This window comes from Cobetia sp. 5-11-6-3 (assembly GCF_013374055.1).
GTDB lineage: Bacteria > Pseudomonadota > Gammaproteobacteria > Pseudomonadales > Halomonadaceae > Cobetia > Cobetia marina.
In genome coordinates, this window is record NZ_BLWJ01000001.1 from 501,208 (window position 1) to 525,488 (window position 24,281).

Below are 24,281 nucleotides of genomic sequence, written 5' to 3' on the forward strand. Positions count from 1 at the left end.
CGCCAACGCGCCCCTTCATTCAGGAGAGACATGCCTCGTCCTCTAGCTGCCTTGCGTCGTCTTGCGCGCCATACCCTGGAAAGACGTGACCCGCCGACACTGTTCGCGCCTGTCACGCGCAGCGTCTCACGGCGGCGACTTCGCGCATGCGAATGCTGTGACCTGGTCGTGGCCCTTCCGGCGCTCAAGACCGGCGAGCGGGCGCGCTGCCCACGCTGTGATCATCTCTTCGCCCAACGCCACGCCCATTCCGTCCAGCGAACCCTGGCACTGGCGACGGCGTGCCTGGTGATGCTGGGGCTGACGCTGCCCTTCGAGTTCATCGCCTTTGCCACCCGCGGCATCTCCGCCAGCCTCAGTCTGGTGGACACGCCAGCGGCGCTGACGGCAGAGTCGTATCCGTCGCTGGCGGTGCTGCTGATTCTGACCATCGTGCTGCTGCCGGCGCTCTACCTGATCGGGGTGATCTATACCCACACGGCCATCGGCCTGAAGGTGGCGTTGCCCGGCATTCGCGGCATTGCCAGAACGCTCAGCCATCTGCGCCCTTGGATGATGGCCGATGTCTTCCTTGTGGGCGTGATGGTGAGTCTGGTCAAGATCGCCGGCATGGCCGATATCAGCTTCGGCCCGTCGTTCTGGGCCTTCTGTGCCTTCGCCCTGCTGATGACCAAGACCCTGGCCAGCATCGACGGTGATCGCATGTGGTTCGCCCTTGCGGGCGAGCCGCCGGCCCCGGAGACAGCCAGACCGGGGCTGGGGGCCGCGCTGCAGGGGCTGGGCAGCTGTCACAGCTGCGGGTTGATCAATGAATGCACGCAGGACCAGCACGTCAACTGCCGGCGCTGCGGCGACCCGGTCCATCAGCGCAAGACACATAGTCTGCAACGTACCTGGGCGTGGTTGATCGCGGCGCTGATACTGTATCTGCCGGCCAACCTCTTCCCGATCATGAGTACCGTGAGTCTGGGCGAGAGCGACCCGCAGACCATCGCCGGCGGTATCGTGGTGCTGTGGTCCCACGGAGACTGGCCCATCGCGATGGTCATCTTCATTGCCAGCATCCTGGTGCCGGCCTCCAAGATGATCGCCATCGCCTGGCTGTGTCTCAGTGCGCAACGCCCGCAGGTCCAGCATGCCCGCGCGCGCGTCACGCTCTATCGCATCACCGAGTACATCGGCCGCTGGTCGATGGTCGACGTCTTCGTGGTGGCGCTGCTGGCGGCATTGATCCAGCTGGGCGCCCTGATGTCCGTGCACCCGGGGCCGGCAGCGCTGTCCTTTGCCAGCGTGGTGGTGCTCACGATGCTGTCCGCCCAGAGCTTTGATCCACGTCTTGTCTGGGATACGCCACAGGAGGCGCGAGTCGCGACCAGCGGCCTTCTCCAGGCAAGCAAGGAACGTGAGGTCTCCCCCGCTTCCTCCCCTATCGATTCACCGTCACAGGATGACCTATGAGTGATGACTCTCGTGCGCGTCGTGAAAGCCGACGCCGTCTTTCGCCGATCTGGATCGTCCCGATCGTGGCATTGCTGATCGGTGCCTGGATGGTGTGGCACAACATCGCCAGCCGTGGCCCGCAGATCACCATCGAGATGGAGACGGCAGAAGGTATCGAGGCCGGCAAGACCTTGATCAAGACCCGTAACGTCGAGGTCGGCAAGGTCGAATCCGTACGCCTGTCGGACAACCTCGACAAGACCATCGTCACGGCACGCATGTCCAAGGACAGCGAGCGCATGCTCAATGAGGACACGCGTCTGTGGGTGGTCAAGCCGCGTATCGGACGCGAAGGCATCAGTGGTCTGAATACCGTGCTGTCAGGCGCCTACATCCAGCTGCAGCCCGGCGACAGTCGCGAGGAAGCCGACCACTTCGTGGCGCTGGAGCAACCTCCGGTCACGACCCAGGACGCCAAGGGGCTGCGCATCGACCTGACCAGCAATGATGGCAGCGTGCTGTCCGATGGCGACCCCGTGACCTACGAGGGCTTCGTCGTGGGGCGCGTGGAATCCAGCGAGTTCCGCCCCAGCGAGAAGGAAATGCATTACACCCTGTACATCGACTCGCCCTACAACGAGCTGGTGACCTCGACCACGCGCTTCTGGTCCACCAGCGGTGTCAGCCTGCGCCTGGACTCCCAGGGGCTTCAGGTGGACGTGGGGTCACTGGAAAGCGTACTGAGCGGCGGGGTCGCCTTCGGCATCCCCGAGGACCTGCCGCGTGGCCGCCCTGTGGTGGAGAACACCTCCTTCACCCTGTATTCCGATCAGGAAGAGGCCCGTGAAGGCAGCTTCCATCAGGCCATCGACTACGTGATCATGGTCGACGACACCGTGCGCGGCCTGTCGCGTGGCGCACCGGTGGAATTCCGCGGCGTGCGACTGGGCACGGTGGTCAGCGTGCCCTACCGCCTGACCCATCAGCGGGTACGCACGCTCTCCAGCTTCGAGATTCCCGTGCTGATTCGCATCGAACCGGAACGCCTCGAGGGTCAGGTCGATGATGAAGGCGTCAAGCAGTGGGAGAAGCGACTGGAGCGACTGTTCAAGCGTGGTCTGCGCGCGACGCTCAAGTCCGGCAACCTGCTGACCGGTGCCTTGTTCGTCGACCTGGACTTCTATGACAATCCACCGCCGTACAAGACCGATACCTTCGATGACATCGAGGTCATGCCCAGCGTGTCAGGCGGCCTCGCGCAGATGGAAGCCAAGCTCAATGCGCTGCTCGACAAGCTCAATGGCCTGGACATCGAGCCGGTGCTGGGCAATCTCAACAAGACCCTGTCGGCCTCCGAGAGCCTGGTGAAGCGTCTCGACAAGACCGCCGGCCATGTCGATGCCCTGTTGGGTTCCGATGAGGTACAGAAGCTGCCGAGCGACATCAGCACCAGCCTCGACAACCTCAATCGCACCCTGGATGGCCTGACACCGGAGTCTTCTGCCTATCGCAAGCTGGAGGGAGATCTCGAGCGCCTGGACCGCGTGCTCAAGAAGGCCGAGCCTCTGCTCGACACGCTGGAGAAGAATCCCTCAAGCCTGATCTTCGACAAACCGACGACCCGTGATCCGATTCCGAGGGCCCAATGATGACAACAGCCATGAGTCTCTCGACCCGCACGGCAGCCATGCCGCAAGCGTGCAGCGCGTCTGCCTCACCGCGCACTTCAACGTCGCGCAAGGGCCGCTTCGGCGGCCTGATGGCAGGTTTGCTGATGCTCGGCACACTGGCGGGTTGCACGACCGCCGCCACTGGTGGCGCTTACCTGCTGCCACAGACGACACAGACCGCTGCCCAGCGCAGCGTTGCCGCCGATGCACCCCTGCTGGAAGTGATGCCGGTGCAACTGGCCAGCTATCTGGAAGGCGGCAGTCTGGTCTATCAGACGGACGACATCACCCTGGTACAGGCCAGCCAGAACCTGTGGGCCGATGACCTGCAGGACATGCTGACCCGCCAGCTGCTGAACCAGCTGAAAGCCAGCCCCGCCCAGCCGCTGAGCCAGTACCGTATCGCGGATACCAGCCTGAGCGGATTGAAGGGTGCCCGCCTGAGCGTCAGCCTGGATCGCTTCATCGGTCGCCATGATGGCCAGTCCGTCATCACCGGTCGCTGGCGCCTGCGCGGCGTGGATGGCAGCGTGCTGGAGGAAGGCGACATCCAGACGCTGACTCCACTGACGGATGACGGCTATCCGGCACTGGTCAACAGCCTGGGCGAAGGCTGGCGTGTGACCGGCGAGCAGTTGGCACGTGAGATCGCCAAGGCATTGCCGGCCACGGCAGGTGCCAGCTGACGGTCTGACAGGCTGACAGAACGGGGCACGGTATGATGCCCAGAAACCAGAAGACCCCCGACGGATTCCGTCGGGGGTCTTCTGGTCTGGCGGCTATTGCGCAGAGCGATCGAGGGAAACGTTTGAGAGAACTCATCGAGCCGCGCCTGTCGACGCTCTTCGTCTACGCCTGACCGCTCGGCTATCTGGCCTCAGCCCTGCTGTGGCAGTACCAGCTCACCGTCACGAATCTCGAAGCGCTTCACGTCCGGCTTGTCTTCAAGACGCACGGTGCGAGTCTCGTCGCCCATGTCGACCTTGACGTCATAACCCACCACCTTGTCGCTGGCATCCTGCACTGTCTCGCAGCGCTGCTCGGTCGTGGTGTAGGTATCACCCTTCTTCATCTGTCCCTGGATCTGGTTGCCGGCATAGCCACCCCCCACGGCTCCAGCGGCGGTCAATACCTTCTTGCCGTTGCCACCGCCGAATTGATTGCCCACCACGCCTCCGACGATCGCACCGACGGCAGTGCCGACGACATTGTGGGTATCCTTGCTGGGCGCCTGATGGGTCACGGTCTCGTTGTGGCATACCTGACGCGGGGTGGTCACGGTTTCCGTCACCGCATCCACCGCCACGATGTCGGCGTATTCAGGGCCTGAGTTGCTGGCCGTATAGCTGCCGATCGCCACTCCACCACCAATGCCCAGTGCAGCAACGATCGCGCCAATCAGGATGGACTTGTTCATGCGTGTTCTCCTCACCGAATAGTGTTGCAGCCTGGCTCGTCGGCCAGTCAGCCATGCCCCTGGATAACACTTGAGGGGCGTGCCGCTGCGTTCGGAGAGTAATCTAACACTGTTCGATAAACTCGGTAATGTGGCAACTTCACCACCCGGCTGTCTCAAGAAAGCAACAACCAGCCCGATAACGGCATATCGACGCTAGAAGATGCCGCTATTATGCAAATATTCTAAATAATTGAATATCCGGGCCTCGATTCGAAAGACTCAAGCAGCCAGGCATGCTCGGCCCCCTTCCAGCAGGGGTTCAGGTCGTCAGTCCCGCTGCGTCGCGGTGATGGAGACAGCCTCGTCATTGCAGAACTGGACACGAACATCTCCCCACCAGCTGAGCAGGCGACATGACTGATTGTCGGCGATGGTCTCGCTGACATCACTGGGCTTGCCCAGCAGGGACACCGCCTGAGACTCACTCATGCCTTCCACCAGATAGCCATCATTGATGGCCGAGCGAATCCGGTATTGGCGCTGGCTCTCCTGACGGGCCGCCAGAGTCCGCTGCTTTTCGCGCTCGAGACGCTCCGCGGTGGCGTCTTCCTCCAGATCTGCCGGCCCGCCTTGCGCAGCGGGTACCAACGTCAGGGAGTCATCCAGCGCCACCGGCGCATCCCCTTGATGACAGGGCTGCTGCTGCCAGGTGGGGACACCGTCGAGCATGCAGCGATAGATGCTGTTGCCGGCCTTGGCAGCCGTTGGCAAGGCCGGCGCCACAGCTGGCGCGGCGGCATTGGCCTGGCCGGCCTTCACATCACCGTCCTGCGTCGTTGCAGGAGCCGCCAGTGTCATCTCTGCCGTCAACAAGGCTGCGGTCATGAACAGGCACTGCCAGAGACGCCCCGCGCGTCCACCACTCGTATCGATCATCAATCTCAATCTCCGGAATACGCAGAAAGGGTCTTGCCACCGGGCTGCCCGGGCACGGCCATGGAAGTGGCGCGACCGTCATCGGGAGCGGTGCGATTCAAGGACGTTTGTAGCCATAGCATCCAGTCCCGGCGACATGGGAGCTACCTTCGCCGTGAGTGTCCTGCTGTCGCGTCTCGCGCTGGGAGCCCTCCACACAGAGACGCATCTCTGACGAGGATGACGCAGGACTCGGCATCGGGGCGGTGGCTTGTGCTGTCGCCGGGATATCGGCCGCGTCGGTCTGGCTGCGGGGTTCATCCAGCATGTCCCAGGCCGTCACCACCCGATTGCGACCGGTACGCTTGGCGCGATACATCGCCTGGTCCGCACGACGGATCAGCTCCGGCAGCAAGGACTCGGCTGCCGTGGCCGGCCCTCCCTGGGCCACGCCGATACTGACCGTGACCCGCAGCAGCTTGCCATTGTTCAACACGAAGGCGCGTCCGTTGATGGACTGCAGCAGCCGGTCAGCTGCGTGTCGCAACCCCTGGCGATCATTGCTGGGGCACAATGCCACGAACTCCTCGCCCCCCTGGCGACAGAGCAGATCACTGCCGCGCAGGTGATGACTCAGACGGCGTGTCAGCTCCACCAGCACATCGTCACCGCTGGCGTGCCCATGCGTGTCATTGATCGTCTTGAAGTGATCCACGTCGATCATCAACACCCCCAGCCCGTCCTCCTGAAGCATGCGTGCGCCCTCCTCCCTGAGCGCAAGCCGCGAGAGGGCCCCCGTCAGCTGATCATGGCGCAACTCCAGCAGATAGCGCTTCTCGCGCCGCTCGGATTCCCACCCCATCTCGATGGCCACCAGGCCGATGAAGGTGACACAGATCACGAGATTGACGATGCTGGCCGTGGCCATGAACTCATAGGAGCCGATGTAGACAGGCCCCGGCAGGGATTGGGCGATCAGATAGAAGATCAGCAGGCCGCCACTGGTCAAGAGACGCGTGATCCGCGCCATCGGCGCGATGCAGATGAAGAAGATCGACAGGATGTGGTAGTACTCGAATCCCGCACCCACGCCGAACTGGTGCTCCCACCATGACGCCTTGAGCGATACCGGCACGACCAGCAGCAACAACGCGGTCTGCAGGTGTCCCCTGCGATGCAGGATGACGGAAGCCACGGTGAGCAAGGTCCCGACCACCTGGGCGACGACGGGCTGCGGGTAGGGCTGCATGCTGAGCAGGGCGAAATAGCCGATGTGGCAACCCAGCGCACTGATGTAGCACCACATGAACAATTGATAGAGCCCGGCATGCCGCTCAGCCAGCCCTCCTGGAGCCGGCCAACGCCACTTCACCCCAGCCAGACCGGTCCTCTCCCCGGCCCGACGGCGATCAGGTTTCGCCATGATTCCTTCCTCTTTGAACTGACACCTTCCATGTGTCCCGTGTGAGAATCTCATACCGTCTGAATGCTCCCAGTCTACCTCACGTTCGAGTGTGAAACGTGATGGCGACAGTCCATGCGCGTCATTCAAGGCATGCAGGAAAGGGGGCATAACGTGACATAACGTCGCCGTTTGACGCGGGAAAGGCATATGGACGTGCCAAGTCTTCGTTGTTGGCGTTTGCGCCAGGGGCCACATCTCGTAGAGGATTTCAGGCAAGAGTGTGAGTGAGGTGCCATCACCTGCAAATGGCAGCCTGATACTCCTGCATGACAGCCAGCCTGATCACGTCTCGCCGACAGGCGCCGCAATCCGATGCCGCCCACCTCAAATGCCATCCCTCTTCCGCACGATGTCCATCCCCCTCGACATGACCTGGCCGCGCATTGAATGCGGCCCATTATCCGGTGAGGCTGCATGGCGCATCAACCACGGTGGATGCCACGGGGCCGCGCAATGCTCGACGCTCATGCGCGGCGACGCTTGCCTTGGCAGCGCCCTTCGGATTAGGGATGATGAGGGCCATCAGTGATACGCCTGACTACCGGGCCGGAGCAGCACGACCACAAGGTCCTGCCTCCCGCCACCATCCTTGCCCGTTTCCCCCGCCAGGGGGCAACGGCCTTCATGCAACAAGAGAGTATTCAATGGACGCGACCACTCTGACGCGCGATTTCCACCTGTGGCAGCGTTTCTCCAAGCAGGATCGTCTCGAGCGCGAACACCGTGCTGCCCGTCGCAAGATTGCCGAAGCCGGCACCATGGCGACCCGCATGATTCAGGCCTACCAGAGCATGGCGGCCAAGGGTGCCTCGGAAAACGCCTGCTACCGCACGATCTACAAGCACAAGGATGCCCAGGGGGATGTCCTGGTGCGCGAAGGTTGGCTGAAAGTCCGCCGGATCGTCGCCGAAGGCGGCACTACCCGTCTGCGTGGCACGCTGATCACCACCTTCAGTCTGGCAGATGGCGAGCGGGAGCCTGCCGATGCCGAGGTGGAGAAGCTGACGCTGGAGGTCTATGACGAGATCGTGGCCGGGACTCGCATGAAGCTCGCCTGCAAGGTCGATCGCTGCGATGGCGAGGGTCAGACGGACTTCATCACCTTCCTGGACTCGGTGCGCGGCGACTTGAAAGAGTGGCTGTGATGCCGTGAGCATGCTGGCATCAGGGCCCAGACATCAGGGCTTGGCATAAGGGCCCTGGCATATGAGCCCTGGCATAAGAGCTCTGGCATAAGGACTTCGACATGAGGGCTCTGAAACGGAGCCAGCGGCGCATTGTTGCCAATCCAGAACAACAGCTGGGCCTGCTGACGCGGTGATGAGCTCACTGCCCCCTGCATGAACAAGGCACGACGTGATTCCTGATCCGGGAGGACGCCGTGCCTTGTCACATCCGGCTGTCATTCAGCGCAGGATCTTTCACCCCCCCGCCCCATCCGGCTTTCTTGCCAGTCACTTCGCCTCTGTTCCATCTTGCTCGCCTGCTGCCAGACAGCGTCTTTCCGCGCGCCAGTCACACGCCCGCCTCTCGAGCGGGGCCTTGCATCAGTGGTTGCGACAACAGCAACAAGTCGTTACTCCTGGTGCAGGAAACTCCCTTGATCAGCGTGACTCTCATCTTGCAGACGCTCATCGTTCATCAAGTATCGGAGTCATTCCATGAATGCCATCGCCCCATCTGCCTATCACACCCTCGAAGTGAAACCGCTTGAACAGGTCACCACCTCACGCCTGCCTCTCCAGCCTCTGGGCGACATCAACATGGACAGCCCCGCCAGCGAACTGCTGACCGATTTCTCGGTGACCGCGGGTCGCAGCATCCAGGGGAGTGCCTCCATCGGTCAGGCGCTGGCGACCATGAAACAGGCAGGCGTGCGTCTTCTGCTGGTGCATGATCACGACGGCACCTTCACCGGCGTCGTCACCTCCCGCGAGCTGCAGGGCGGGCGCGTGGTGATGCGGGCCATGACACGCTTCGATGTACAGCGTGATGAAGTCACCGTTGACATGGTGCAGGTGCCACGCGCCGAGCTGCACGGCATTGCCCTGTCAGTGCTCAAGCGCGCCAGGGTGGGCGATCTGGTCGAGACCCTGCGTCAGAGCGGAGAATCCCACCTGCTGGTCACGGAAGAGGACAGCGATGGCCACCCCTGCATCCGTGGTTTGATCGCGGCATCTCGTGTCGGGCAGGCCCTCGGACTCCACCTTGAGCATCCCCCGGAAGCCCGCAGCTTTGCCGACATCTGCCGGGCGGTACTTGGCAAGTACGAGTGACATGAGCACTTGGCACCAGACGCCTCAGCCCTTGTCATCAAAGACGCCCATGAATCCAGCGACAGGTTGCATAGATCACTGCGCCAGGGCGCTGGATTCAGGAAATCCTCGACAGGACGGCGTATGATATAGTCGACAGATATCGCTTCAACGCCATCCAACCCGTCTGGCGACCCGCCACTGAAAAGAGGCCAGAAGCTGCCAGAGAGGATTCCCGCCATGCCCTTGAGCTCATTGCGTAATCAACTGTTCAAGCAACGCCACGTCGAGGTGCTTGTCATCAAGCAGATCGACGGCGAACTGTTGCACGTCTGTGGCGTGGGTGTCCTGGAAGGGTCTGGCAGCGTCAACCACAAGCGACGTGAACTGTCCCGCGACAACCACGCCTTCCCGGTGCGCATGCATGAAGGCAACCAGGTCCTTCAACCCCAGGACTTCAATCGTCTGGTGTTGCTGGAAGAGGTACAGCTTCATCCTCGGGGCTGCCGTCCCAGGGAAGCCGTATCGCTGGAGGTGGAAGGCCACCGCTACCGCGTCGCCCATACCCCGATGCGCTGCTGGCACTTCAAGGGCCTGTTGAAGATCGAGCGTACCCAGCAGGGCCTGCTGCTGAGTACCGAGGACATGTCCCTGATTCGTGCCAAGGCGCTGCGTCGTCCCGCTGCCTCGTCGACCAGCAGCGTCTCGTCTGATCGCACGTCGCCGCTTTCCTCATGGCGCAACGGTGACACCAGGTCACGTACCGGGCAGCAAGGGCAGGGAGCTGGCACCACGCCACGCAAGACTCCGCTTGAGCTCTACCCCGGGGCTCGGGAGCTGGAGCTCGAGCCGAAATACTGAGCCCCTCTCTGCAACCCGCCTTATCTCACAAGACGCCCAGCCCCTGCTGGGCGTCTTGCGTCGTGGATGCCAGATCGTGAATGGCAGGTCGTTCATTGCACGGCGTGCCTTGTATCATGGGTATTGCATATTGGTCGGAACCCGCAAGACAGTGCCGGAGGATGACGGTATTCTCGCAGAACTGTCCAAGCGTTCAGGAGGTTCACTGCCCCTGTCCGCCCGCGTATTCATGACTCTCCTTCACTTCAGGATAGGCCTGCCTCATGCGCCGAATGTCCGTCCCGCTGTTTCTGCTCATCCTGATACTGGTCGCCCTCAATCTACGACCGGCGCTGTCCTCGCTGGCCCCCCTGCTGGATCGCATCACGCAGGATCTTGGCCTGAGCACACTGGCCGCCGGCCTGCTGACGACTCTGCCGGTGATATGCCTGGGACTGTTCGCGCCACTGGCACCACGCCTGGCGGGGCGACTGGGGGCGGAGCGTACCTTGAGCCTGGCGCTTGTCACCCTGGGGATCGCCTTGTGGCTGCGTGCCAGCGACCTGACCCTCCTTCTCTATCTGGGGACCTTGCTGTGCGGCGGCAGTATCGGTATCGCGGGCACCCTGTTGCCCGCCATCGTCAAGCGCGAACATCCCGAGCGCGCTGACCTGTTCACCGGTGTCTACACCATGGCGCTATGCCTTGGCGCCGCCCTTGCCGCAGGGCTCAGTGTGCCGCTGGCCAACTGGCTGGACAGCTGGCAGGCCTCTTTGAGCTGCTGGGCATTGCTGGTGGTGATCGCCCTACCGGTCTGGCGTCTGAGCATGCCGCACCCCTGGCCTCGGCGCCTGCCGGCCGGCCAACATGACGCGCCACGCCTGTGGCACCTGCCATTGGCACGACAGATCACCTTCTTCATGGGCTGCCAGTCATCACTGGCGTATATCGTCTTCGGCTGGCTTCCGTTTCTGTTGCAACAACGTGGCTTGAGCGATGTCGAGGCCGGCTGGCTGATGGCCGCCTCGGTGATGGCCCAGGTACTCACTGCCCTGCTGGCGCCGGTGATCGGGCGCATGGGACGGGATCAGCGTCCCGCCATCCTGCTGCTGCTTGCCTGTTCGGCGGTCGGCTTGCTCGGCCTGATGGTCGGCCCGCTGTCACTGCGCTGGCTGTTCGCCGTACTGCTGGGCTTTGGTCAAGGAGGCAGCTTCTCGATGGCGCTGACCTTGCTGGTACTGCGCAGCAACGACGCTCGCCTGGCCGGGGCGCTGTCGGGAATGGCGCAAGGCACCGGCTACATGCTGGCGGCACTCGGCCCGCTGGCGGTGGGCATACTGCTTGAATTCACCAATGACCTTGACGTGATCGCCTCGCTGTTCGCGCTGATTCTCATCGCCGCCGCAGCGCTGGGTCTCAAGGTCGGGAGACGTCAGCGCATCTGTCTGCGCGATGATGGAAGCCCCGAGGTCATCGACGGCTGAGTCCTCTGCTGCGCATTCTTCATCTCTTCCCTGCCCCGCCGTTTTGCCCAAGCGGTTGCTCGCTCTGGCGTGATGTTCGAGCGTGCGCCCGGCGGGGCCTGTTGACGCGAGCGTCCCGCTCCGGCATTCACACGCTGACGTGCTGATGTCTGCCTGATATCGACCAGACCTGTCATGCACCTCCAAGTGATAGATTCTATCGATTCAACAATTACGATTAATTTATATATTCCGAATGTCTCATTTGGATTATTCCTGCCTGACCCTACCCTCTGAACTCGCGTAGTAAAACAACGTACTTCACGGTACCTACTTCGCGGCACGTACTTCACAACAACAAGCTCACACTCAGAGGTGAAAGCCCATGTCCTGCCCCCGCAACAGACTGTCCTCCTCAGGCTCGGGAGATATCACATGTTGTCATTGATCGGCGTCGCCATCATCGTGGTCGGTCTGGCACTGCGCTTGAACGCTCTGCTGGTGGTCCTGGTGGCAGGCTTTGCCTCGGGACTCGTGGCCGGCATGACACCCACCGAGATCCTCGGCGCCCTCGGCCAGGCCTTTACCGACAACCGCGCCGTGTCACTCTTCATCATCACCCTGCCGGTCATTGGCCTGCTGGAGCGCAATGGCCTGCGTGACCAGGCCGAGCATCTCGTGCAGAAGCTGCGTGCCGCCAGTGCCGGCCGCATCACCCTGAGCTACCTGCTGCTGCGCAAGGTGACCAACGCCTTCGGGCTGCAGCTGGGTGGGCACCCGGCGATGATCCGTCCGCTGGTCGCGCCGATGTCGGTCGGTGCCGCCGAGCGCGACCTCTCCGAGGAAGCCGTGGCCTCCCCCCGCTTCAAGACCCTGAGCCAGCGCATCCGGGTACTCAATGCCGTCAGCGAGAACTTCGGCAACTTCTTCAGTCAGCTGATCTTTGTCGCCTCGGGCGGCCTGCTGCTGATCAAGAGCGTGCTGGACAAGAGCGGCACCAGCGTCAGTCTCGCGGACATGGCGCTCTATGCCATTCCTACCGCACTCGTCTCGCTGGTCGTGGTCTTCATCCTGTGTCGCCGGCTGGACAAGCGCATCCAGCAGGAGCATCGACTGCTGCGCGAGGAGTATCCCGCCTCCCCTTTGCAGGCAACCCCCGCGTCAGCCCCTGACAGCTACACCACTCCCGTGACGGAGAGCCACTCATGAGCGGTATCGATGCCCTTTACCTGATCACCGGCTTCGCCGTCATGGTGTTTGCCCTTCTGACCCTGACCGACCGCGACCATCCGCGTCGCCTTGGCACCAGCGCCTTCTGGATGATCTTCGGGATCAGCCTGGCCTTCGGCCAGTGGCTGCCCAATGTCGTGGTCGGCCTCGCCATGCTCGCCATGGCACTGCTGGCCGCCACCGGTCAGCTCGGCTTCGGCAACTACGGACAGCTCAGCGATGAAGCCCGCCAGCAGCGCCGCCAACGCCTGGGGTCTCGGCTGTTCATTCCGGCACTGGTGATTCCCATCGGCACCTTCCTCTACACCCTCACCACCGGGCAGAGCGCACTGGTCGGACTGGGGCTTGCGACCGTGCTGGCGTTTGCCGTTGCCCTGCTGCTGCTGCGTGAGCGCCCCGGCACCGGCATGCAGGAAGGTCGTCGCCTGGCGGATGCCATCGGCTGGGCCGCCATCCTGCCGCAGTTCCTGGCCGCGCTCGGTCTGCTGTTCGATCAGGCCGGTGTCGGCCAGACCATCGCGGGGCTGGTCTCAAGCGTGGTTCCCGATACCAGTCTCATCGCCTGCGTGATCGCCTACTGTGTCGGCATGGCCGTGTTCACCATGCTGATGGGCAACGGCTTCGCCGCCTTCGCCGTCATCACCTCCGGGATCGGCTATCCGCTGGTCATCGCCCTGCATGGTGGCAATCCCGCCATCGTCGGCGTGCTGGGGATGCTGTCGGGCTATTGCGGCACGCTGATGACGCCCATGGCCGCCAATTTCAACATCGTGCCGGCGGCGCTGCTGGAGCTGGATGATCGCTATCACATCATCCGTGCCCAGATCATTCCGGCGCTGGTGATGCTGATGGCCAACATCAGCCTGATGCTGCTGCTGGCCTTCTGATTCGTTCTCATGCTTACCCGCGCATCGATCACTGCCAGCAGTGGCCTGCGGTGATCGATGCCAGTCAAGGAGTCTCCCATGTCCCGTCTGCTTCTCTGTGGTTTCGAGCCCTTCGGCCACGACAGCGTCAATCCGGCACTCAAGATCATCGAGCAGCTGGAGGGTCAGACCCTGGCCCTGCCGAATGGCTCATCGGACAGTGTCGAGATACGCACCTGCCGCGTGCCGGTGACGCGCTACGCCGCGATCGAGAGCGTGGTGGAGGCCATCGAGCGTCACGCCCCCGATACCGTGATCATGCTGGGCCAGGCGAGTGATCGCAGCGCCATCACGCCGGAGCGCGTCGCCATCAATCTGGATGACTACCGCATCAAGGACAATGGCGGACACCAGCCGGTGGATGAACCCATCGAGGTCGCAGGGCCCGATGCCTGCTTCACCACCCTGCCCATCAAGGCGATGGTCAATGATCTTCAGGCAGCGGGTCTGCCGGCCAGCGTCTCCTATACCGCCGGCACCTTCGTCTGCAACCATCTGTTCTACGGCGTGCAACGCCATCTGGCGGACAGTCCGATCCGCTCCGGCTTCGTGCATATTCCGGCACTCCCCGAGCAGAGCCTCGATGGCCGACTGCCGACCATGAGCCTGGAGAGCCTGCTGGAAGGCGTGCGCGTCCTTTGCATCAGCGCCATGACCCATCAGCAGGATGTGCGCATCGGCGGTGGCAACATCAGCTAGCCCTTCCGCCGCCTCCCCACTCGCTGCTGACCTGGTCATCCCCTTGGCAGCACGTCTCACCCGCCAGCCGGCATGCGTTACAATGCCGGCTTTCCCATTTCTGGCAGGTGGATACGATGACTCCCGAGACACACATCCTGGTGCTGTATACCGGCGGTACGCTGGGCATGGTCGAAAGCGAGCAGGGCCTGGTGCCGGCCGGAGACTTCGATGCGCGTCTGCGAGCAGCGCTGGAGGATCTGCCGCCCAGCCGTCGTGGCCGTCTGCCCGCCTTCACCCTGCGCGAATTCCCGCAACTGATCGACTCCTCCTCGGCGACGCCCGCTGACTGGCAGCAGATCGCGGGCGAGATCGCCGATGCCTATGACAGTTTCGATGGCTTCGTGGTGCTGCAGGGCACCGACACCCTCGCCTGGACGGCGTCAAGCCTCGCCTTCCAGCTCAAGGGCACAGCCCGCCCGGTGATCGTCAGTGGTGCCCAGCTGCCATTGGAGGCCGACGGCAGCGATGCTCTTGCCAATGTCGAACTGGCCCTCACCGCCGCCGCCCAACCGACCCTCAATGAGGTGGTGGTCGCCTTCGGCGGTCAGCTGCTGCGCGGCGTGTGCACCCGCAAGTGGTATACCCAGGATCACCGCGGCTTCACCACTCCCAATGCCCCCCTGCTGGGCGAGTGGGTCGATGACCGTGTCGTGGTCTATCCAGGCCGCCTGATGGATGACCAGGGGCCGGCCTTCGAATTGCCGGATTACGCCTGCCTCGGCCAGGATGCCATCATCCGCCTGCCACTCTACCCCGGCATCAGCGCCGAGAGCGTACGAGTGCAGTTGCTGCGCAGCGAAGTGAAGGGCGCGGTGCTGGAACTGTGGGGCAGCGGCAATCTGCCGGCGGACGCCGAGCTTCTAGGCGTGCTGGCCGATGCGCGCGGCGAAGGCAAGCTGCTGGCCGGCATCAGCCAGTGTCCGCATGGCCCGGTCAGCATCGGCCACTATGCGGCAGGCGCGGGCCTTGCCACCATCGGGGTACTGTCCGGTGATGACATGACGCTGGAGGCCGCCTTCACCAAGCTGCTGCACCTGGTCGCGCTCAATCAGGATGAGGACTGGCAACGGGAACGCTTCCTGATGCCATGGGTGGGAGAGCGCGCCAGCGGCCTGCTGTAACCAGACGTCGCCGTTAGCTTCATGACAACGAAAAGCCCCGACAGGCATGCCTGTCGGGGCTTTTTCATGCAGTGACTCAAGACTGGCTGACGCGATATCGTCAGCCGCCGCCTCAGCCGGTGTTGCGCAGACCGGCCGAGATACCGGCCATGGTCACCATCAGGGCGCGCGACAGCTCGGCGGAGATGGCGCCATCGGCATCCCGGTTGCGCTGCAGAAGCTCGGCCTGCAGGCCATGCAACGGGTCGATGTAGGGGTTGCGAACATCGATGGCCTGACGGATCAGCGGCATGTGCTCCAGCAGCGTCTGTTGATCGCGGATCTCCAGCACCACCTTCTCCAGACGCTCGAGACGATCACGCAGCGACTGCCCCAGCTCCTTGAGCGCCGGCTCATCCACCAGACGTTGCTCGTAGTAGGCCGCCGTCGAGAGATCCGCCTTGGACAGCAGCATCTCCAGCATGTCGACATAGGTGGAGAAGAACGGCCAGTCGTTCATCATCTCGCGCAGGATTTCCAGCCCACCCTCTTCCTCGAGCCGATTGGCGAAGGCTTCGCCACTGCCAAGCCACGCCGGCAGCATCAGACGAATCTGGGTCCAGGCGAAGATCCACGGGATTGCCCGCAATGTCTCGACACCGCCATCCTGACGACGCTTGGCCGGGCGTGACCCCAGCGGCAGGCGCGCCAGTGCCGTCTCCGGCGTGACCGAGCGGAAGTAAGGCACGAAGTTCGGGTCCTCGCGCACCACCCCCACATAGGCCTTGTGCGCGACGTCCGCGAGACGATTCATCTCGTCGCGCCATTCCTGACGCGGGGCGGGCGGCGGCAGCAGGCTGGCCTCGAGCACCGCACAGACATAGATCTCCATCGAGCGGCTGGCGATGTCCGGCAGGCCGAACTTGAAGCGGATCATCTCGCCCTGCTCGGTCACGCGCAGGGAACCGGTCACCGAGCCCGGCGGCTGCGAGAGGATCGCCGCATGTGCCGGACCGCCCCCGCGACCCACCGTGCCGCCACGACCATGGAACAGTGTCAGTTCGACGCCGTGCCGCTTGGTGACATCCACCAGCGTCTCCTGGGCACGATACTGTGCCCAGGCCGCCGCCAGCTGGCCGGCATCCTTGGCGGAGTCGGAATAGCCGATCATCACTTCCTGACGATTGCCGGCGTGCTTGCGATAGATCGGCATGCCCAGCAGCGTGTCGATGACCGGGCCGGAGCGATCCAGGTCGTCCAGGGTCTCGAACAGCGGCGCGATGGGCAGGCGCACATCACCGCCCACCTCCTTCATCAGCAGCGCCACCGCCAGTACATCGGAGGCCTGGCCCGCCATCGAGATGATGTAGGTGCCCAGCGCCTCACGGTGTTCACGCGCGATGACCTTGAAGGTATCCAGCACTTCGCGGGTATCGGTGGAGCACTCCCAATGACGCGGGATCAAGGGACGCTGACCGCCCAGCTCCCTGGCGAGGAATTCACAGCGCTTCTGCTCATCCCACTCGAAGTAGCTGCCCATGCCCAGCGACTGGGTCAGCTCGTCGAGCACCTGGGCGTGGCGCGTACTTTCCTGACGGATGTCGAGCTTGGTGAGAGTCACGCCGAAACAGGCCACGCGGCGCAGCGTGTCGAGCAAGGCGCCATTGGCGATGGTATCCAGTCCCACGTCACACAGCGAGCGGTAGCAGGCCAGCAGCGGTGCATAGAGCTGCTCACGCGTCTCGATGATGTCGAGCCCCTCGTGACGCTTGCCGTCCAGGCCAGCCTTGGCCCAGTCACGGGTGCTTTCCATGCGCAGGATCAGACGCCGCAGGATCTCGCGGTAAGGTTCCGCCACGTCGCCGGCCTCGGCACGCAGCGCCGCGGAGCACTTCCACATGGAGAGCTCGGACTTGAGCTGCTCGAGATCCCGCAGGTAGAGATCCGCCGCCATCCAGCGACCCAGCAGCAGCACGGTGCGGGTGACCCGCGCGGTGACATTCGGGTTGCCATCGCGGTCGCCCCCCATCCAGGAGGCGAAGCGCAGGGGCGCGGCGTCCAGCGGCAGACGCTCGCCGGCCGCCTCCAGCGTCATCTCGTCCAGCTGACGATGGAAGTCAGGCACCGCCTGCCACAGCGAATTCTCGATGGTGGCAAAGCCCCACTTGGCCTCGTCCACCGGGGTCGGGCGCTCGTGACGGATCTCGTCGGTATGCCAGGCCTGGCTGATCAGCTCAGAGAGGCGTGCACGCGCGAGCGTCGCCTGTTCCGGGCGATCACAGGCACCTTCCATCTGGGTCAGGCAGCCTTCGATGGCATCGTACTTCTGGATCAGGGTACGGCGGATGACTTCCGTCGGGTGGGCCGTCAGCACCAGCTCGACGCGCATCGCCGACAGCTCCTCGACGATCTTCTGGGCACTGAAGCCACGCTCACGGATACGCGTGATCAGCTCGCCCAGATCCGGCTGACTGCCGGGACGATAATCCTCGACACGCTTGAAGCGGCCGCGGTAGTGCTGCTCGGCGATGTTGGAAAGATTCAGAAACTGATTGAAGGCGCGGGTGACCGGCAGCAGATCGCTGTCGGGAAGGTCGCGCAGGTAATCGATCAACTCGCGACGGGCCGCGAGGTCGCCTTGCTGGCCTTTCTTGGCCAGGGCGCGAATGCGTTCGATACGCTCGACGAAGTCATCGCCGAGATCGGCCGCGATGGTCTGGCCGAGGTTGTCCCCGAGAATGCGCACATTGTCGCGCAACGATTCATGCAGGTCGTGACTCATGCAACCCTCCTTGGGAGTGACGGTGCCGCCGCGGGAATCATCCCCTGTCATCAGGGGCATTCAATTGACAGATCCATGACGGGCTCGCGGCCCGTCGCAAGCCCTGCGCCATCTGACACGGAGACTGGCACAGAGATCTGACGCATGCCCCAAACGAAAGGCCCGCGGCGCAGCAGACCGGAAAGCAGGACAAGGCACTTGCCCTGATCGCTTACCATCAGCATACGACCGCGGGCCTTGGCTCCACAATCCGACTATCGCGTAAACTTACTACATTTTCTTTCTGTCGCCCGACGACGGCATCACATCACCTGACAAGCGGAGTCACCGCACGCGCGTTCGACGAGCCATCCTCGAGGCTCTCGGACTGACTGGCCGCCCGCTCCCGGCGCTTGGCCTCATCCCAGTGCGCATCCATCTCGGCGAGACTGGCCTCCTTCAGCGAACGCCCCTCTGCCGCAATCGCGGCTTCCACATGACGGAACCGGGACGCGAAACGGGCATTGGTCGCCCGCAGCTGCTGCTCCGGGTCCGCCTTGAGCGTCCGCGCCAGGTTGACCACCGCGAACAGCAGATCCCCCACCTCCTCACGCGCATGGGCCTCATCGCCCTCGGCCAGCGCTTCCTCGACCTCGCCGAGTTCCTCGCGGATCTTGTCCAGCACGCCGGCAGTGTCCGGCCAGTCAAAGCCCGAACGTGAGGCCTTCTTCGAGAGCTTGGCCGCCCGCGTCAGCGCCGGCAGGCCCAGCGGCACGCCATCCAGCACGCTGACGTCAGCGGCCTGGCTGGCAGATGGCTCGCCGGACTCCTGCTGCTTGAGGGTCTCCCACTGGGCATTGAGCGACCCTGCGTCCACCTCATGCGTGGCGATGCCCTCACGGCGCGAAGCCAGGGTGCCATCCGGGAAGACATGCGGATGGCGGCGCAGCATCTTCTCGGTGAGCACATGAATGACGTCATGGAAGTCGAAACGCTGCTGCTCGCTGGCGATCTGGGCGTAGAACACGCCCTGAAAGAGCAGGTCGCCCAGCTCCGCCGGCAGCTCGTCGAGCACCTCGGCATCTGCCGCGGCCCGCTCGATCACGTCGGCGACTTCATAGGCCTCCTCCAGGGTGTGCGGCACCAGGCTCGCGTAGTCCTGCTTCAGATCCCACGGACAGCCGTACTGCGGGTCACGCAGCACGGCCATCAAAGTCAGCAGGTCCTCAAGGCCATGGCGTCCGGGGGGAGTAGCGGCACTCATGACTTGTTGCCACCGACCCGCAGGCGCTTGACGTCGATGATGTTGGGCAGCTGCTGGATACGTGCGAACACGCGTCCCAGCACATCGAGGTTCTCGACCTCCAGCGTGATCCTGAGTGTGGCGATGTTGTCGAGCTGGTCGGTGCGCGTATTGACCGACAGCACATTGACCTTGTCGCCACTGAGCACATTGGTGACATCGCGCAGGAGCCCCGAGCGGTCCCAGGCCTGGATCTCGATATCCACCGGATACTGGCTGCGTGACCGCTGGCCCCAGTCGACATCGACGATGCGCCGCGGCTCGTCCGAGCGCAGCTGGATCAGGTTCGGGCAGTCCTGACGATGCACCGTCACGCCACGCCCCTGGGTGATGAAACCGGCGATCTGATCCCCCGGCACCGGATGGCAGCAGTTGGCCATGGTGGTCTTCAGGTTGCCGACCCCCAGCACCATGACGGCGTCCGGCTTCTCCTTGCCCTGCGGCTTGCGCTGACGCAGCAGGCGCTCGAGCTGCTCCTGATCATCGGTGTCGCCGAACAGCTGCTGCGCCTGATGCAGCACCTGGCCGACTCGCAGGTCCCCCGCGCCGATGGCGGCGTACATGTCATCACGTGTCGGATAGTTGACGGCGTTGGCCAGCTTGTCGCGATCAAGGTTCTCCAGCGCCAGACGCGAGAATTCCTTCTCGAGCAGCGCCTTGCCCTCGTCGACGTTCTGATCCCGCGCCTGGAGCTTGAACCAGGTCTGGATCTTGGCGCGAGCGCGCGAGGTACGCACATAGCCCAGATTGGGGTTGAGCCAGTCACGACTCGGCCCGCCCTTGGTGGCCGTCAGGATCTCGACCTGCTGGCCGGTCTTGAGCTTGTAGGTCAGCGGCACGATACGGCCGTCAACCTTGGCACCACGACAGCGATGCCCCACCTCGGTGTGCACGCGATAGGCGAAGTCGATGGGCGTGGCGATCTTGGGCAGGTCGATGACATGCCCTTCCGGCGTGAAGACATAGATGCGATCAGGCGCCACGTCGGAACTCAGGCCCTGACGGATGGACTCCTGTCCCCCGCTCTCACCGACCTCGTCCTGCCATTCGAGCACCTGACGCAACCAGGCGATCTTGTCCTCGTAGCTGCGACTCTTGTGGCCGACGTCGTGGCCCTTGTAACGCCAGTGGGCACACACGCCCAGCTCCGCCTCCTCGTGCATGTCGAAGGTGCGGATCTGGATCTCGATGACCTTGTTGCTGGGCCCGACCACTGCGGTGTGCAGCGACTGATAGCCATTCTTCTTCGGATTGGCGATGTAGTCATCGAACTCGTGAGGCACGTGGTGCCAGCGCGAGTGGACGATGCCCAATGCCGTATAGCAGTCACTGACGGTGCCGACGAGAATCCGCACCGCACGCACGTCATACACCTGCGAGAAGGCGATGCGCTTGATCTTCATCTTCCGCCAGATGGAGTAGATGTGCTTGGCGCGGCCGGCGACATCGAAGTGCTTGATGCCCTGATCGCGCATCAGACTGCGCATCTCGACCAGCAGATCGGCGATGTAATGCTCACGCTCCAGACGCTTCTCGGCCAGCTGCTTGGCGATGTTCTTGTACTCGGTCTCCTCGCGGTAGCGGAAGGACAGATCCTCCAGCTCCCACTTGAGCTGACCGATGCCAAGACGGTGAGCCAGCGGACCATAGATGTCGAAGACCTCATTGGCGACCCGCATGCGCTTCTCGCGCGGCGCATCCTTGACGTGACGCAGGGCGACGGTGCGCTCGGCGATCTTGATCAGCGCGATGCGCACGTCATCGATCATCGACACCAGCATCTTGCGCAGGTTGTCCTGTTGATCGTGCTGCGCCATGCCATGACTGGGCGCCTGCAACTGACTGATGGCGGCCATGTTGAGCACGCCCTCGATCAGGCGTGCCACCTCGGCACCGAAGTGCTTGTCGATGGCCTCAAGCCCCAGGTGCCCCTCACGCACCGCGCGATAGAGCACTGCCGCCACCAGCGCAGGCTGGTCGAGTTTCAGCTCCGAGAGGATATCCGCCATCTCGAGACTGAAGCGGAAACTGACCAGCGGCTCACGCCAGGGCTTGTCGCCACGCGCATCCGCCTCACGCGCCACCTTCAATGCGACTTCACAGGCTCGCACCATGACCTCGGCATTCACCGACGGGACTTCCTCGCGCAGTCGCGCGACCCACACCGGGATGTCCACACCACCGCTATCGGTCAGCGGCTGATCTTCGCGCACCTTGACCATGACCCTATGTCCTTGAATATCTTGCCATCTTGATGACAGCGCCCGGGGGCGCCGTCTCAGTCTTCCATCCGCTCCAGCAGCAGCATCGATTCCAGATGTGCCGTGTGAACGAACATGTCCGCCATCAGCGCACGCGTGACACGATAGCCGGCGTCGGTGAGCATCTTCACGTCACGCATCAACGTGGTCGGGTCACAGGCGATGTACAGCACCCGTGCGGGTGCATGGGAGACCTTCCCGGCATGCAGGTGACGTGCCAGCTCATCGCATAGAGGCTGAGCGCCATCGCGCGGCGGGTCCAGTACCAGAAGGTCGATACCCTCGAGTGATGGCAGGGCACGACTGAGGTCGGCGCGTCGAGCGCTCACCTGGGGCAGCGCGTTGTGCTCGGCATTGGCGATCAGCTGATCCACCATGCCCTGGCTGCCTTCGATGCCGGTTACCTTCGCGGCCCCCGCTGCCGCCACGGCCAGCGTGAGATTGCCGACTCCGGCGTAGAGGTCCATGACCGCAAGGCCACTGACGTCGCCCAGCCAGTCCAGCGCCGTATCCACCAGGCGCTGATTGAGCGCGGCATTGACCTGCACGAAGTCACCCGGCGAGAAGGCGAGACGCAGTGTCCGCTCGCCGACGCGCACGGAGTAGGCGGCGTCCGGCGTGCCGGCCAGCCATTCCAGCACCACCGGATCACGCCCGACTCGCCAGCCGACCACCAGCCCATGCTGCTCGGCAAAGGCCTGCCAGCGCTCGGCATCACGCGGCACGGCCTTGAGCTGTCGTATCACCAGGATGACCTGGTCATCCGCGGCCGTCAGCTCCAGATGCCCCAGACGCTTGGGCGCTTCCAGCGTATTGATCAGCTCGCGCAGCGGCGTGATCAGTCGATCCAGCGCCGGCACCAGCACGCTGCAGCTCTGGATATCCACCAGCTGATTGCTGCCACGGCCGCGGAAGCCCAGCTGGATCTCGCCGCTGTCCGTGACGCGCACCCCGAGGCGTGCACGCCGACGATAACGATGCTCGTCCTCGCCCAGTGGCTGGATATCCGCCAGCGCCACGCCATTGCGCTGTGCATGCTCACTGAGCACCTGCACCTTGTGGGTGCGCTGGGCCGGCAATGCCATGTGCTGGAGATCACAACCACCACAGGTGCCAAAGTGCGCACACGGTGGCGTCACGCGACTCTCGGCAGCATTGTCCCGCGAGCGCACATGCGCTTCGTTGAAGCGCTTGTGGGTACGGTGGATGGCCAGCGTGACCCGCTCACCGGGCAAGGCCTGGTCGATGAACTGGGTCTTGCCGTTCTCGTCATGCGCGACGCCTCGCCCATCATGCGCCAGACGTTCCACCGTCAGCCATTGGCTGTCGGCATCACTGACGTTGCGCGTCTCGCGACTGGCCACTTCCTTCTCACGACGCGTCGGTTTGCGCGCTGGGCGTTTCTGTCCGAGCAGTGCCATCAGAGGTCATCTCCGTGGGTGTAGAGGCCGGTCGACAGATAGCGGTCGCCACGGTCACAGACGATGAATACGATCACCGCGTTCTCGACCTGCTCCGCCACCGTGAGCGCCCCTGCCAGGGCGCCGCCGGAGGACACGCCCGCCAGAATGCCTTCCTCACGCGCCAGACGGCGCATGCAGACTTCGGCGTCCCGCTGAGCGATATCCAGGGTGCGGTCGATGCGCGAGGCATCGAAGATGCGCGGCAGATAGGCCTCGGGCCAACGACGGATGCCGGCGATGCTGGCGCCGTCCGCCGGTTGCAGTCCCACGATCTCGATGGCGGGATTCTGCTCCTTGAGATAGCGCGAGGTACCCATGATGGTGCCGGTCGTGCCCATGGAGGAGACGAAATGCGTGATGCGTCCCTGAGTCTGTTGCCAGAGCTCCGGTCCGGTGGTGCGGTAGTGCGCCAGGGGATTGTCCTGATTGGCGAACTGATCAAGGGCCTTGCCCTCGCCACGCGCGATCATCCCATCGGCGATGTCCCGCGCGTGCTCCATGTTGTCTGCCTCGATCAGCGTCGCGCCATACGCGCCCATGGCCTGCTTGCGCTCGCTGGAGGCAGTGGAGGGCATCACCAGCACCATGCGGTAGCCCTTGATGGCCGCGACCATCGCCAGCGCGATGCCGGTGTTGCCGGAGGTGGCTTCCACCAGGGTGTCACCGGGCTGGATCTCGCCGCGATCCTCGGCTTCATTGAACATCGAAAGCGCCGGACGATCCTTCACGGAACCCGCGGGATTGTGGCCTTCCAGCTTGGCCAGCAAGACGTTGTTGCGACCGGCGGTGATACGCGTCAGGCGTACCAACGGCGTATTGCCGACGACATCGGCAAGACTGGGGAATTCAGTCGCGGCAAGATCCGCGGGGTCACTGACATGAGACATGAGGGGCAGACTCCAAGGACGCGCCCGGATACTCCGATGCTGACCGTCAGGAGGCAGCATCGAGACCTGAGACAATCGGGGCCACGTCGGGGGTGTAGAAGATGTGCGCAGTATATCGCTCCCGCCACCTCCCTGTCAGGGCGCGAACCATCGCATCACTGC

At 63.6% G+C, this 24,281-nt stretch carries 18 protein-coding genes and 1 pseudogene; 11 read left to right on the top strand and 8 right to left on the bottom strand.

Annotation, left to right across the window (positions count from 1 at the left end):
- Positions 1 to 30: 30 nt before the first annotated feature.
- From HXS66_RS02040 to HXS66_RS02050, 3 genes are read left to right on the top strand one after another with little or no spacing between them, the layout of a single operon-like run.
- Complete coding sequence (locus HXS66_RS02040) at positions 31 to 1,458, top strand: paraquat-inducible protein A (protein ID WP_084209107.1); 1,428 nt, start codon at positions 31 to 33, stop codon at positions 1,456 to 1,458.
- Positions 1,455 to 3,089: an intermembrane transport protein PqiB gene (pqiB, locus tag HXS66_RS02045; protein ID WP_084209108.1), complete on the top strand. Its 1,635-nt coding sequence runs from the start codon at positions 1,455 to 1,457 to the stop codon at positions 3,087 to 3,089. The genes HXS66_RS02040 and pqiB overlap by 4 nt, the downstream gene beginning before the upstream one ends.
- 11 nt (positions 3,090 to 3,100) lie before the next feature.
- Complete coding sequence (locus HXS66_RS02050) at positions 3,101 to 3,796, top strand: membrane integrity-associated transporter subunit PqiC (protein ID WP_176502754.1); 696 nt, start codon at positions 3,101 to 3,103, stop codon at positions 3,794 to 3,796.
- Positions 3,797 to 3,987: 191 nt separating this feature from the next.
- Here the strand turns inward: HXS66_RS02050 and HXS66_RS02055 are convergent, their stop codons facing one another.
- From HXS66_RS02055 to HXS66_RS02065, 3 genes are all read right to left on the bottom strand, one after another.
- Entirely contained in the window at positions 3,988 to 4,527 is a 540-nt protein-coding gene (locus HXS66_RS02055) for a glycine zipper 2TM domain-containing protein (protein WP_084209110.1), read from the bottom strand.
- A 309-nt stretch (positions 4,528 to 4,836) separates the two neighbouring features.
- The gene (locus tag HXS66_RS02060; protein ID WP_176502755.1) at positions 4,837 to 5,445 is read right to left on the bottom strand and encodes a hypothetical protein; all 609 of its coding nucleotides are present in this window, start codon (positions 5,443 to 5,445) and stop codon (positions 4,837 to 4,839) included.
- A gap of 97 nt (positions 5,446 to 5,542) precedes the next feature.
- Entirely contained in the window at positions 5,543 to 6,847 is a 1,305-nt protein-coding gene (locus HXS66_RS02065; RefSeq protein ID WP_176502756.1) for a GGDEF domain-containing protein, read from the bottom strand.
- 686 nt (positions 6,848 to 7,533) lie between these two features.
- Here HXS66_RS02065 and HXS66_RS02070 point away from each other — a divergent pair.
- From HXS66_RS02070 to HXS66_RS02105, 8 genes and pseudogenes are all read left to right on the top strand, one after another.
- Positions 7,534 to 8,034 carry a hypothetical protein gene (locus HXS66_RS02070; RefSeq protein WP_077372220.1) on the top strand — a complete coding sequence of 167 codons (501 nt, stop codon included), beginning with the start codon at positions 7,534 to 7,536 and terminating at the stop codon, positions 8,032 to 8,034.
- A 516-nt stretch (positions 8,035 to 8,550) separates the two neighbouring features.
- Entirely contained in the window at positions 8,551 to 9,165 is a 615-nt protein-coding gene (locus HXS66_RS02075) for a CBS domain-containing protein (RefSeq protein ID WP_065392490.1), read from the top strand.
- 219 nt (positions 9,166 to 9,384) lie between these two features.
- The gene (locus HXS66_RS02080; RefSeq protein ID WP_176502757.1) at positions 9,385 to 10,005 is read left to right on the top strand and encodes a hypothetical protein; all 621 of its coding nucleotides are present in this window, start codon (positions 9,385 to 9,387) and stop codon (positions 10,003 to 10,005) included.
- A gap of 263 nt (positions 10,006 to 10,268) precedes the next feature.
- Positions 10,269 to 11,468 (top strand): MFS transporter, encoded by a 1,200-nt coding sequence (locus tag HXS66_RS02085; RefSeq protein WP_176492966.1) that lies wholly within the window; start codon positions 10,269 to 10,271, stop codon positions 11,466 to 11,468.
- A gap of 414 nt (positions 11,469 to 11,882) precedes the next feature.
- Positions 11,883 to 12,656 (top strand): DUF969 domain-containing protein, encoded by a 774-nt coding sequence (locus HXS66_RS02090; protein WP_077372210.1) that lies wholly within the window; start codon positions 11,883 to 11,885, stop codon positions 12,654 to 12,656.
- Positions 12,653 to 13,564, top strand: coding sequence for a DUF979 domain-containing protein (locus tag HXS66_RS02095; RefSeq protein WP_077372207.1), 912 nt, complete (start codon positions 12,653 to 12,655; stop codon positions 13,562 to 13,564). Before HXS66_RS02090 ends, HXS66_RS02095 begins: the two co-directional genes overlap by 4 nt.
- Before the next feature lie 78 nt (positions 13,565 to 13,642).
- Positions 13,643 to 14,302: a pyroglutamyl-peptidase I gene (gene pcp, locus HXS66_RS02100; RefSeq protein WP_176502758.1), complete on the top strand. Its 660-nt coding sequence runs from the start codon at positions 13,643 to 13,645 to the stop codon at positions 14,300 to 14,302.
- A 116-nt stretch (positions 14,303 to 14,418) separates the two neighbouring features.
- Positions 14,419 to 15,357 (top strand): annotated as a pseudogene (locus HXS66_RS02105) (asparaginase); the annotation flags it as partial.
- Between the two features lie 220 nt (positions 15,358 to 15,577).
- Here HXS66_RS02105 and ppc read toward each other — a convergent pair.
- From ppc to cysM, 5 genes are all read right to left on the bottom strand, one after another.
- Entirely contained in the window at positions 15,578 to 18,226 is a 2,649-nt protein-coding gene (gene ppc, locus HXS66_RS02110; protein WP_077372197.1) for a phosphoenolpyruvate carboxylase, read from the bottom strand.
- Between the two features lie 307 nt (positions 18,227 to 18,533).
- Positions 18,534 to 19,469, bottom strand: coding sequence for a nucleoside triphosphate pyrophosphohydrolase (mazG, locus tag HXS66_RS02115; RefSeq protein ID WP_077372194.1), 936 nt, complete (start codon positions 19,467 to 19,469; stop codon positions 18,534 to 18,536).
- Positions 19,466 to 21,730: a GTP diphosphokinase gene (gene relA / locus HXS66_RS02120; protein ID WP_077372191.1), complete on the bottom strand. Its 2,265-nt coding sequence runs from the start codon at positions 21,728 to 21,730 to the stop codon at positions 19,466 to 19,468. The genes mazG and relA overlap by 4 nt, the downstream gene beginning before the upstream one ends.
- Positions 21,731 to 21,786: 56 nt before the next feature.
- A complete protein-coding gene (gene rlmD / locus HXS66_RS02125; protein WP_176492962.1) occupies positions 21,787 to 23,190 on the bottom strand; it encodes a 23S rRNA (uracil(1939)-C(5))-methyltransferase RlmD in 1,404 nt (467 codons plus the stop codon).
- Positions 23,190 to 24,119, bottom strand: a complete 930-nt coding sequence (gene cysM / locus HXS66_RS02130; protein ID WP_176502759.1) for a cysteine synthase CysM — start codon at positions 24,117 to 24,119, stop codon at positions 23,190 to 23,192. Before cysM ends, rlmD begins: the two co-directional genes overlap by 1 nt.
- Positions 24,120 to 24,281: the final 162 nt, after the last annotated feature.